Here is a 12,288-nt window from a genome sequence, read left to right as displayed (position 1 = left end):
CTTTCGGATGACTGACAGTGATGTTTTCAATGCAAAAATTCCTTTTCCTGCTGCTGAGCATGGTGCTGCTTGGCCCTTTAGGTATTGATTTGTACCTGCCCGCCATTCCCGCCATCGCGCTCGGTTTACAGAGCACCGAGGCGGTCATTCAGTCCTCGATTTCATTATTTATTCTGGTGATGGGGCTGGGACAACTGGTGGCCGGTCCGCTGGTGGATAAATTTGGTCGTCGCCCGATCGCCATTATCGGCGTCATGGTGTATCTGGCAGGGGCGATAGTTGCCGCGATCTCCGTAACACCGTGGATGTTTTTATTATCCCGCGTCATTCAGGGACTGGCAGTGTGCTGCACTTCCGTGGTGATTTTCAGCGGCGTACGCGATCGGATGAGTGGCAACGATGCCGCCCGTGCGTATGGTTTCCTCAATGGCACGCTGAATATCATTCCGGCACTGGCACCGCTGATCGGCGGCCTGATCGCGCAATATTATGGCTGGCGTGCGCCGTTCTGGGCATTAACCGGTTATACACTGGCTGTCTTACTGCTGGTTATATTCAAACTGCCTGAGACTCGCCCTGCTGATACGCAGACCAACACCGGCCTGCCATTCCGTCAGTACGCCCGCATTTTATTCAATGCGCGCTTCATTACTTTTGCTCTGGTGAATGCAGGTGCAATGGGTATGGCGCTGACCTATGTCTCGCTGGCGCCGACCGTTTTGATGAACACTGCCGGGCTGACGCCACTGCAGTTTTCACTGGTATTCGGCGCAAACGGATTCTGGATCATGGGGATGAGCTTTATCGCCAACCGGATTATCCGTAAAGTGGGGCGTCCGGTATGTCTGAAAACAGGCGGCATCCTGATGTTTATTGGCTGTCTCGGGCTAATCGCTGGGATCACGCTGGTTCCGCCTGCGGAACAAACAGCAACCTGGCTGTATATGGTGCCAGTCGCCAGCGCCTGTGCCGGTCTGGCTTTCCTGATGGGCCCGGCCACCAGTTATGCGCTGGAACCGTTCTCCGGTGAAGCAGGCGTGGCTTCGGCACTGGCAGGTTCGGTGCAAATGGCGGGCGGTGCACTACTTGGTTTTATCGCGATGGCATTACCGTTGCAGCCTAAGCTGAGTCTGTCGCTGGTGATGCTGGCAGGAGGATGTCTGGCGATGCTGGCTCGACGCGCCAGCAAAAAATCGACGGGCCAGCTGACCCGCCTGGGACAGTAATACGTTTTTTAACCGATTGTCGACACCGGTACGCGGGGTGCCAGCGCACTCAGCAGTTCGTAACCCAGCGTACCGGCCGCTGTTGCCACGTCATCCACCGGTAAATTATTCCCCCACAACTCAACCGGCGCACCCATCTGCGCCTGCGGGCATGGCGTTAAATCCACAGCCAGCATATCCATTGAAACCGTGCCCGTCGTCGTCGTTCGCACGCCGTCTACCCAAACCGGTGTACCGGAAGGCGCATGGCGCGGGTATCCGTCCGCATAGCCACAGGCCACCACGCCGATACGCTGAGGACGAGTTACACTGTAACGCCCGCCGTAACCCACGCGCGCACCGGCGTTAAGTTCCTGTACGGCAATCAGCTCACTTTTAAGCGTCATTACCGGTTGCAGACCGGTATGCGCAATATCTTTCCACTCACCGCTTGGCGACGCGCCATAGATAATAATTCCCGGACGGATCCAGTCATGATGTGTATGCGGATGCCACAGCGTCGCAGCGGAATTGGCCAGACATCGCGGGCCGCGAATGTTTTGCCCGGCGAGGTTAATCACACTCATCTGCGCATCGACACCTTCCGCACTGTCAGCGGTGGCGAAATGGCTCATCAGCGTGATTTCCCCCACCTGCTTCAGCTCACGTAACTGCTGCCAGACAGCACCGGCGCGCTCAGGCGCAAAACCCAGGCGGTTCATGCCACTGTTTACTTTCAGGTAGATACTGACCGGCAGGCTGATGCTGGCCTGCGCAAGGGCTTTTATCTGCCATTCGCTGTGTACGGCCGTGGTCAGGCGATATTTATCAACAATAGCCAGATCCTCTGCGGTAAAAAAACCTTCAAGCAGTAATATCGGTCCCTGCCAGCCGGACTCACGCAGTAAAATCGCCTCATTGAAATCGAGTAAAGCGAAACCGTCAGTGGCGGATAAACTGCGCCAGATACGGGATATACCGTGGCCGTAGCCGTTGGCTTTCACCACCGTCCAGACTTTACTGTTGGGGGCAAAACCGCGAATGATGTTCAGGTTTTGAGTTAACGCAGACTGAGACAATGTGGCTGAAATCGGGCGAGGCATACCAGCTCCGGCAATAAGCAAAGTAAAAACCATGCGGTATCAAACCCCGCATGGGATCGGATTACAGCAGGTTCAGCCTACCGGATGCATTTTGTGCGGGCCAGCCGGACGGGCAATGAAATCCGGGCTGTAACGCTCAACCGAGAGATCATCGGATGGGATCGCAGGCATCACGCCGGACATAATGTCCGAGAGCAACTGCCCGGAGCCGCAGGCCATCGTCCAGCCCAGCGTGCCGTGGCCGGTATTGAGATACAAATTCTTAATGCGCGTACGCCCGACAATCGGCGTGCCATCCGGCGTCATCGGACGCAACCCCGTCCAGAACGTGGCCTGTTCGACGTTGCCGCCGTTCGGATAGAGATCTTTGACCACCATCTCCAGCGTTTCGCGGCGCGCCTGCGCCAGCTTCAGGTTGAAGCCGACAATCTCCGCCATACCGCCGACGCGGATGCGGTCATCAAAACGGGTGATAGCAATTTTATAGGTTTCATCAAGTACGGTAGACACCGGCGCAGAAGCCGGATCAGTAATCGGAATCGTCAGGGAATAGCCTTTCAGCGGATAAACCGGAATAGAGACCAGATCACGCAGCAACGCGGTGGAATACGATCCGAATGCCACCACGTATGCATCCGCCCTGACGAACTCATTGCCACACTGCACGCCAGTGATTTCGCCATTTTCAATATGCAGCTTATCCACCGTGCGGTTAAATTCGAAGATAACTCCCGCCTGACGCGCCATGTCTGCCAGCTTGCGGGTAAACATCTGGCAGTCGCCGGTTTCATCATTGGGTAAACGCAGGCCGCCGGTCAGTTTGTGCGCAACCTGAGCCAGCGCCGGTTCTGCAGTCGCCAGCTGGCTGGATTCGAGCAACTGATACGGCACACCGGCGTCTTCCAGCACCGCAATATCTTTGGCTGCGCTTTCAAACTGCTGCGCGGTGCGGAAAAGCTGCAACGTGCCACCCTGCCGACCCTCGTACTGAATGCCGGTATCTTCGCGTAACGCTTTCATGCAGTCACGGCTGTATTCCGCCAGACGCACCATGCGGCTTTTGTTGGTCTGATAGTGGTCCATGTTGCAGTTACGCAGCATTTGCCACATCCATTTAAGCTGGAACTGTGTTCCGTCGAGGCGAATCGCCAGAGGCGCGTGCTTCTGGAACATCCATTTGACGGCTTTGACCGGAACCCCCGGAGCCGCCCACGGCGCAGCATAGCCCGGTGAGATCTGTCCTGCATTACCCGCACTGGTTTCTTCTGCCGGGCCGGACTGGCGGTCAATAACCGTCACCTGATGACCCGCTTTAGCCAGATACCATGCACTGGCGACACCGACCACACCACTGCCTAAAATCACCACACGCATATCGACTCCACTCCACGACAAAACAAAGCATAATATTCTGATGACAGGAAATTAACCTGACTGAGAAAAATCACCAACACAGGCACTCACAACCGTGAGGTCTTTCACATTTATTTATCGTTCATGACAGCATTTATTTCAATAGCCAGAAATAAATAACGATATTCCGCAACATTCCGGCCATGCGGCAAGAAATTTATGGCGTAATGACAGCATTGATTGCATTGATGTCACAAGACTCCCGACGCTTCAGGGTCAGTTTTGTTGCAGGTTTTTATTCTTGTGTACAAGCCGTGCATCAGCACAAAACACCACAAACAAACAGGCATGTGATATTCCCTCACGCTGCGCAGAGAATTGACGTTCAGGTTGAACGGGGATTTATAAAACGAGGCAAAGCAGAGGTGGCTGCGTAAAACATTAAGGCCACTATTCATAGTGGCCTTATATTGCGGGAATTTACCGGCGTAACAGAAAAAATCAGGCAGACGTCGTTTCCAGTCTCATCAGAGAGACAGGTTTAAACAGGCCCGTCTGCCCTTCCAGTTGTACGCAACTTTCGCGGCGAATTTCTTCCGGTGAACTCGATTTCACCCTGAACGCGGTAATTTTGCCGGTAACGCCCGTTTCGGCATCCATTACACGAACGCCCTGGCCGATACGATTTCTATATCTATCATAAGTAAAGGTATTTACCATTTTCTTGACCTCCTAAAGCATCAATAACAAACAATAGCGGGTTAATGCTATACCCGTAAAAATTAAGTTTCAATATATAAACCCTGCTAAGTATCAGGTTAAATTTCATACCCTGTCCCGCCACGTTGCCATTTTAAAAATGTGACTCATATCGCAACGACGCAATTACTGACCTACACTTCAATCGGTTTCTGTTTTGCACCGTTCATTTCAGCAATTTTCAGCAATAAGGAGTCGATTGTGAATAACTCAAACTTTCTGAAGCTTAAAGATGGTACACAACTTTTTTATAAGGATTGGGGCAGCGGACAGCCGGTGGTTTTTAGTCACGGCTGGCCCCTGTCGTCGGATGCTTTTGAAGATCAGATGCTGTTTCTGGCAGAACATGGTTATCGCGTTATTGCCCACGACCGCCGCGGACACGGGCGTTCTTCTCAGTCATGGGAAGGCAATAATATGGACCAGTACGGAGATGACATGGCCGAACTGACGGCTTATCTGGATCTCAAAGACGCGATACACGTCGGGCACTCTACCGGCGGCGGCGAAGTTGCCCGTTATATTGGCAGGCACGGCACCTCGCGGGTGGCAAAAGCGGTATTAATTGGTGCAGTGCCACCGATTATGATCAAAACAGATTTCAATCCCGGAGGATTACCTCTTTCTGTTTTCGATGGTATCCGTGGCGGTGTGACGAAAGATCGTTCCCAATTTTTCCTGGACTTGCCCGACGCATTTTATGGTTTCAACCGCCCCGGTGCTGAGGTGTCAGAAGGTTTACGCCAAAGTTTCTGGCTCCAGGGTATGCAGGGTTCAATAAAAGCACTTTATGATTGTGTTAAAGCGTTTTCTGAAACCGATCAGCGCGAAGACCTGAAGAAGATGACGATCCCGACGCTGGTGATTTACGGTGATGATGACCAGATTGTGCCACCCGCTTCCTCCAGCGAAGCTGCGCTTAAGTTGTTGCCAAATGGCAAAGGTAAGGTTTATGCGGGCGCATCTCATGGTCTGTGCAGCACACACAAGAATCAGATAAATCAGGATTTGTTAGAATTTATCCGCAGTTAATCCCCCGCTGTTTGCGCCTGTCTCCTGATATTGTTCGCCCAAAGCCAGACTGTACGCGGCTTTGGGCTCTTTATTGCCCGCCGATTGACAGTCTCCTGCCTTAAGGATATAGATTTGTTGAGGAATGGATTCATGGTGTTTATCTAACGACACACTCAGATTGAGCTACGATTATCAATGGACGTGCGAAATCTTAAGAAAAGGTTGTGAATCAAACACTCTGTAGCGTCCATAACTGAATGAGGGTGCGGCTTATGACGACAGTGACCCAAAAGCAAAAAACTGAGGACAAACGTCTTAGCGATGGACCGGACTGGACGTTTGAGTTATTGCAAACTTATCTCGAAGAGATTGACCGGGTGGCGAAGTCCTACCGGCTTGAAACTTATCCGCATCAAATCGAGATCATCACTTCCGAACAAATGATGGATGCCTATTCCAGCATTGGCATGCCGATCAATTACACTCACTGGTCGTTCGGCAAGAAATTCATCGAAACCGAACAGCTGTATAAGCACGGACAACAAGGTCTGGCGTACGAAATCGTCATTAATTCCAACCCGTGTATCGCTTATCTGATGGAAGAAAATACGATCACCATGCAGGCGCTGGTGATGGCCCATGCCTGCTACGGGCATAACTCTTTCTTCAAAAATAACTATCTGTTCAGAAGCTGGACCGATGCCAGTTCCATCGTCGATTACCTGCTGTTCGCCAAGCGTTATATCAGTGAATGCGAGGAACGCTATGGTGTCGATGAAGTTGAACGGTTGCTGGATTCCTGTCATGCGCTGATGAATTACGGCGTTGACCGCTATAAACGTCCGCAAAAAATCTCCCTGCAGGAAGAACTGGCGCGGCAAAAAAGCCGTGAGGAATACCTGCAAAGTCAGGTGAATTCTCTGTGGAAAACGCTGCCACGCAAAGACAGTGTAGACGCACCGGAACAGGCGCGACGTTTCCCGCCGGAACCGCAGGAAAACCTGTTGTATTTTATGGAAAAAAATGCACCTCTGCTGGAATCCTGGCAGAGAGAAATTTTGCGCATTGTGCGTAAAATCAGCCAGTATTTTTATCCGCAGAAACAAACTCAGGTCATGAACGAAGGCTGGGCGACATTCTGGCATTACACCATCCTGAATCATCTGTATGACGAAGGAAAAGTCTCCGACCGTTTCATCCTGGAGTTCCTGCACAGTCACACGAATGTGGTGTATCAGCCGCCTTATAACAGCCCGTATTACAGTGGTATCAACCCGTATGCTCTGGGTTTCGCGATGATGCAGGATATCAAGCGTATCTGTCAGGAGCCGACGGAGGAAGACCGTTACTGGTTCCCGGATATCGCCGGTTCAGACTGGCTCGACACGCTGCATTTTGCGATGCGTGACTTTAAAGACGAGAGCTTCATCAGCCAGTTCCTGTCACCGAAAGTGATGCGTGATTTCCGTCTGTTTACGGTGCTCGATGACGATCACAATAATTATCTGGAAATCGCCGCGATCCACAATGAGGAAGGCTACCGTGCAATTCGTCAGGAGTTGTCGGCGCAGTATAATCTGAGTAATCACGAACCGAATATTCAGGTCTGGAATGTGGATTTGCGCGGAGACCGCTCGCTGACATTACGCTACATTCCGCAGGACCGGGCACCGCTTGATAAAAGCCGCCGTGAAGTGATGAAACACGTCCACCGCCTGTGGGGCTTCGATGTCTTTATCGAGCAACTCAATGAAGACGGCAGCGTCGAGTTACTCGAACGTTGCCCGCCACGTCCGACACCGCTGTAAAATTTCCATTTTCAGGCATTAAAAAAGGGCGCTAAGCGCCCTTTTGTTATTACTGGCTCCCTCAATCCTTCAAATTATATCGAGGCAGCCAACGATGAGACTGTTTGAAGGATATAGGGAATTAACGATGTTTTTGTTCGGCCAGGTCACCCGGCATAGCACCCTGCATGCTGTGCCAGATTTCACCGCTCTGACGGCCATAATTACGCACACAATCCACAATCTGCTCATAGCTTTTCTCGTGGCAGATATCAGACAACTTTTTATAGAAAGTGATCGCCAGTTTGCGCGCTTCAGGATTGGAGAAGTAATAGCGTCCGACGCGCGTATAAAGACCACGCAGTCCGTTGATGATCAAACCATAAATCGGGTTGCCAGAGGCGAATGCCAGACCACGGAAAATGCCGTAATCGAGCGCCGTAAAGGCTTCGGCATGATCTTCAACCTGAGTCGCTTTCGCGAGAACCTGTTGGGTTTCTTCCGGGTTGGTACGCATCGCCTTGCGGATAAAGATCGTCGCGATGTTGGTACGCACAGACAGCAAATTATCAATCAGCTGCGGTACGCTGTCATGATCCAGACGCGCCAGCGTTTCAAGAATATTCAGGCCGGATGTTTCCCAGAAATTATTCACTTTCGTCGGTTTACCGTGCTGAATGGTTAACCATCCATCGCGGGCAAGCCGCTGTAACACTTCACGCAATGTGGTTCGGGTTACACCAATGAGTTCTGAAAGCTCTCTTTCAGCAGGCAAAATTGAACCCGGAGGGAAGCGGCTATTCCAGATACTTTCGATGATATACTCTTCGGCAAAACCGGCAGGACTTTGTGCCTTAATAACCATGTGTTTGTCGTTCCGTGTGGGGCTTTTATTAGGGATATAGTTCATCTCATCATACCAGATGAAAATGCCCTGTTATAGCGTCCCGACGGAAGTAATGTTGAAACTGTGGGTGGGCTGACAGAATTTCACATTTTTCATGGATTTATTGCATCGCCCTTTATTATTGAAAAATCCAGTCAGACGATTAAACTTACCTATCTTTTTGAAACATTAATAAAATATATATAAAGGACCTTTGGGCAATATGGAAACAACCTACAGCCGCGCATTCATAAAGAATTTTCTTGGCCAGTCACCAAACTGGTACAAAATAGCAATTCTGGTTTTTCTGATTGTTAACCCGCTGATTTTCTTCCTCATCAGTCCCTTTATCGCGGGCTGGTTGCTGGTGATTGAGTTCATTTTCACATTAGGTATGGCGCTTAAATGCTACCCGCTTCAGCCGGGTGGATTGCTCGCCATCGAAGCCGTCATGATCGGCATGACCAGCGCAGGACGGATCCGCGAAGAAGTGTCTGCTAATCTGGAAGTCATCTTGCTGCTGATTTTCATGGTCGCTGGCATCTATTTCATGAAGCAGTTGCTGTTAACCGTGTTCACCAAATTGTTGTTGAATCTGCGCAATAAAATTGCCCTTTCACTGGCGTTTTGTTTTGCTGCCGCCTTTCTTTCCGCATTCCTGGACGCACTGACCGTTATTGCCGTGGTGATCAGCGTTTCAGTGGGCTTTTATTCCATTTATCACAACGTTGCTTCAAATCAGAATGAAAATACTGAGGTCAATGACGACAGCTCTTTTACCGGCAATCAGCAGCATCAGGCTGTGCTTGAACAATTCCGCGCATTTTTACGCAGCCTGATGATGCACGCCGGTGTCGGTACCGCGCTGGGTGGCGTGATGACGATGGTCGGCGAACCGCAAAACCTGATCATCGCGAAAAGCGCAGGCTGGCAATTCATCGATTTTCTGATCCGCATGTCGCCGGTCAGCGTGCCGGTCTTTTTCTGCGGATTTATTGTATGTGCGCTGGTAGAACGCTTCCGCTGGTTTGGTTATGGTGCGCAACTGCCACATCCGGTGTATGAAGTGCTTAAAAAGTTTGATCAAAAGAACAGCGAGAACAACACGAAGCAGGAGCGTATAAAACTGGCTGTGCAGGCGGTGATTGGTGTGTGGCTGATTGTTGCGCTGGCATTCCATCTCGCTGAGGTTGGCCTGATCGGCCTGACGGTGATTATCTTTGCAACCGCGTTATGTGGTGTGACGGATGAACATGCCATCGGCAAGGCATTCCAGGATTCACTGCCGTTCACTGCCCTGCTGACGGTATTTTTTGCCATTGTTGCCGTGATCGTCGAACAGCATCTGTTCAGCCCGATCATTCATTTTGTGCTTCAGGCTGCACCGTCCAATCAGCTTTCACTCTTTTACCTGTTCAACGGTTTGCTCTCATCGGTTTCAGATAACGTTTTCGTCGGTACGGTCTACATCAATGAAGCCAAATCGGCGCTGGAAAATGGCATTATCGATCTGAAACAATTTGAGATGCTGGCCGTGGCCATTAATACCGGCACCAACCTGCCTTCAGTGGCGACACCCAATGGTCAGGCAGCCTTCCTGTTCCTGCTGACTTCTGCCCTTGCACCGCTGATCCGGCTTTCTTACGGAAGGATGGTCTGGATGGCATTGCCGTACACTGTGGTCATGACACTCGTCGGCCTGTTGTGTGTTCAGTATCTGTTGCCCGATATGACCCAGTGGTACAGCGACATGGGATGGCTGAGTTTGCCCCCGGTAACTGAGATCATGCCGGTGCATTGATGAAGGAAAGATTGAGTCAGTAATCTCCTGTAAGCACCTTCACTCAGGAAATTACAGAATTTAAAGTCGAATTGTCCGATTTATATTAATTATTTACCGAATATTGATTCGGACAGGCTGGCAGCAGCAAGCAATTGGTTTACACTGCGTGTCAGTAGCTAACTGCAGGGAAAAATTTTCTATGTTGCAATATCTTAACCGCTGTTCACAAGGTCGCGGTGCATGGCTTCTGATGGCTCTGACTGCACTGGCACTTGAGCTGGTTGCATTGTATTTCCAACACGTGATGTTACTTAAGCCCTGTGTCATGTGTATTTATGAACGTTGTGCTCTGATGGGTATTCTGCTGGCTGGCCTCGTCGGTGCTATCGCACCTTCCACATGGTTACGCTATGCCGGGATCCTCATCTGGCTCTACAGTGCTTACGAAGGTATCCGCCTGTCATGGGAACACACCATGATTCAGTTGCACCCTTCTCCGTTCGCCACCTGTGATTTTGCCGCGCGTTTCCCAAGCTGGTTGCCACTGGACAAATGGTTCCCGTGGATGTTTATCGCCAGCGGTGATTGTGCAGAAAAACAGTGGGAATTCCTGTCACTGGGCATGCCACAGTGGCTGGTCGTGATTTTCAGCGTGTTTATGGTGATTGCTGTTCTGGTGCTGCTGGCTCAGTTCGTTAAACCAAAACGTCGCGATTTATTTGGTCGTTAATTCAGTCCTTGCTGACACGGAAAAGCGCCTCTGATGGCGCTTTTTTTATGTCTGTGGAGGAGAAGATGTTTTCCAAAACAGACGTGATGTATTATCTGCAGCGCCCGGTCAACACGGGCTTTCTGCCTCTGTGCTTTTTATTACCATTATTGGAACGTGCAATGAAAAATCTTCCCGTCTGGGCCATTTGGATCATTTGTGTGGGAGCCTGCGTCGCCTTCTGGGTCGTCGCTGGTTTCGTGTTATACGGTCTGTTTAAATAAAATTTAAACATCAGGGATAGAAATCGACAGTGACGTTTAACGGAAATGGAATGACAGGTATTAACGCGGGTGCAATGGCGGAGTTCCATTAATCCCGGCGTTGCTTTTGATCAGAGGTAAGATTCCCCCCTTCCCCCTTCTGCACACAACACACTGCACAAAAAAAGACCTACGTTTGTAAATTCGTCAATGCATTCTATGCTACGAGGGCTAAAAGATTTATCAGAGGAACAAAAATGTTCATTAAAGGTTTTTCAAAAGGCTTTTTCATCGCAATTCTTTTTATCGTAACTTTGGCTTTTTTCGATGTATTAAGGCCTTACTACTCTTCCGTACTATGGGCCATTATTCTCGCCGTCATCTTCAATCCGTTAAAAAATCGGCTGAAACAGGTTGTCGGTGATCGCAACGGTGTGGTCTCTCTGCTGACCGTTTTGATTATTTGTCTGATTGTCTTCACCCCTCTGGCGATTATAACCTCGTCGCTGGCACTTGAATTCAATGCGGTTTATACCAAACTGCAGGGAAATCAGACACAGCTGCCCGTGATCCTGGCGGATTTCATCCATCATTTACCACGATGGGCACGGCACTTCCTGTCAGACCATGATCTCGACAGCACCGCTGAGATTCAGAAAAAACTTTCTGATGTGGCACTGCAAGGTAGTCAGTATCTGGCTGGCAGCGTTTTCGTAATAGGTAAGAGCACATTCGGCTTTGTCGTGGGTTTCGGCATCATGCTGTATATCCTGTTCTTCCTGATCAAGGATGGCGCTTACCTGGTCAATCTGACACTCGCCACCCTGCCGTTGTCACGGTATGTAAAGCATCATCTGTTTATGAAGTTTGCAGCAGTTTCTCGCGCGACAGTAAAAGGCACCGTTGTGGTGGCGGTTGTACAGGGCGCGCTGGGCGGTATTGCGTTTTACATCGCCGGTCTGGACGGAAGCCTGCTTTGGGGTGCTCTGATGGCGTTCCTGTCGATCATTCCGGCAGTGGGTTCAGCCATTATCTGGGTGCCTGCGGCGATTTATTTCTTCGCCTCCGGGATGCTGTGGCAGGGGATCTTTATTGTGGCCTTCTTCGTGGTGGTCATCGGCATCGTGGATAACGTGTTACGTCCGCTGCTGGTCGGCAAAGACACCAAAATGCCGGATTATCTTATCCTGGTCACCACACTTGGCGGTATGGAAGTATATGGCATCAATGGCTTCGTGATTGGCCCGCTGATTGCCGCGTTATTCATCGCCTGCTGGAACATTCTTTCCGGCCGGGATCATCAGAACAATACCGATGAGATTAATGAAGACTTTATCGAAGAAGGGAAAAACCATCCAGATGCCTGAGGCTCTCAGCAACTGCGACAATCCACCGAGTTTTACCAAATATGATTATGAAGTTTTCA

11 protein-coding genes are annotated in these 12,288 nt (G+C 50.4%); 7 read left to right on the top strand and 4 right to left on the bottom strand.

Annotation, left to right across the window (positions count from 1 at the left end):
* Positions 1-29: 29 nt before the first annotated feature.
* Entirely contained in the window at positions 30-1,226 is a 1,197-nt protein-coding gene (locus GW591_RS05255) for a multidrug effflux MFS transporter (RefSeq protein WP_166860222.1), read from the top strand.
* An 8-nt stretch (positions 1,227-1,234) separates the two neighbouring features.
* Here GW591_RS05255 and dadX read toward each other — a convergent pair whose 3' ends face one another.
* From dadX to ydfZ, 3 genes are all read right to left on the bottom strand, one after another.
* Positions 1,235-2,308, bottom strand: coding sequence for a catabolic alanine racemase DadX (gene dadX / locus GW591_RS05250; RefSeq protein ID WP_112151908.1), 1,074 nt, complete (start codon positions 2,306-2,308; stop codon positions 1,235-1,237).
* A gap of 72 nt (positions 2,309-2,380) precedes the next feature.
* A complete protein-coding gene (locus tag GW591_RS05245; protein WP_126124848.1) occupies positions 2,381-3,682 on the bottom strand; it encodes a D-amino acid dehydrogenase in 1,302 nt (433 codons plus the stop codon).
* A 480-nt stretch (positions 3,683-4,162) separates the two neighbouring features.
* Positions 4,163-4,381 (bottom strand): putative selenium delivery protein YdfZ, encoded by a 219-nt coding sequence (ydfZ, locus tag GW591_RS05240; protein ID WP_013575338.1) that lies wholly within the window; start codon positions 4,379-4,381, stop codon positions 4,163-4,165.
* A 240-nt stretch (positions 4,382-4,621) separates the two neighbouring features.
* On the opposite strand from ydfZ, the gene GW591_RS05235 reads away from it, so the two are divergent.
* Complete coding sequence (locus GW591_RS05235; RefSeq protein WP_013575337.1) at positions 4,622-5,452, top strand: alpha/beta fold hydrolase; 831 nt, start codon at positions 4,622-4,624, stop codon at positions 5,450-5,452.
* A gap of 254 nt (positions 5,453-5,706) precedes the next feature.
* Positions 5,707-7,242 (top strand): SpoVR family protein, encoded by a 1,536-nt coding sequence (locus GW591_RS05230; RefSeq protein ID WP_013575336.1) that lies wholly within the window; start codon positions 5,707-5,709, stop codon positions 7,240-7,242.
* Between the two features lie 121 nt (positions 7,243-7,363).
* Here the strand turns inward: GW591_RS05230 and fadR are convergent, their stop codons facing one another.
* A complete protein-coding gene (gene fadR, locus GW591_RS05225; protein WP_013575335.1) occupies positions 7,364-8,086 on the bottom strand; it encodes a fatty acid metabolism transcriptional regulator FadR in 723 nt (240 codons plus the stop codon).
* Positions 8,087-8,330: 244 nt separating this feature from the next.
* Between fadR and nhaB the strand changes: the two genes are divergently transcribed.
* From nhaB to GW591_RS05205, 4 genes are all read left to right on the top strand, one after another.
* A complete protein-coding gene (nhaB, locus tag GW591_RS05220; RefSeq protein WP_013575334.1) occupies positions 8,331-9,908 on the top strand; it encodes a sodium/proton antiporter NhaB in 1,578 nt (525 codons plus the stop codon).
* Positions 9,909-10,089: 181 nt separating this feature from the next.
* Positions 10,090-10,620, top strand: coding sequence for a disulfide bond formation protein DsbB (gene dsbB / locus GW591_RS05215; RefSeq protein ID WP_013575333.1), 531 nt, complete (start codon positions 10,090-10,092; stop codon positions 10,618-10,620).
* A 65-nt stretch (positions 10,621-10,685) separates the two neighbouring features.
* Entirely contained in the window at positions 10,686-10,883 is a 198-nt protein-coding gene (locus GW591_RS05210; RefSeq protein ID WP_013575332.1) for a hypothetical protein, read from the top strand.
* Positions 10,884-11,119: 236 nt separating this feature from the next.
* Complete coding sequence (locus GW591_RS05205) at positions 11,120-12,229, top strand: AI-2E family transporter (RefSeq protein WP_013575331.1); 1,110 nt, start codon at positions 11,120-11,122, stop codon at positions 12,227-12,229.
* The last annotated feature ends 59 nt before the right edge of the window (positions 12,230-12,288 follow it).

This window comes from Rahnella aceris, assembly GCF_011684115.1.
Lineage (GTDB): Bacteria > Pseudomonadota > Gammaproteobacteria > Enterobacterales > Enterobacteriaceae > Rahnella > Rahnella aceris.
The sequence above is the reverse complement of the archived record's forward strand: the minus strand, read 5'-3'. Positions and strand labels throughout refer to the sequence as shown.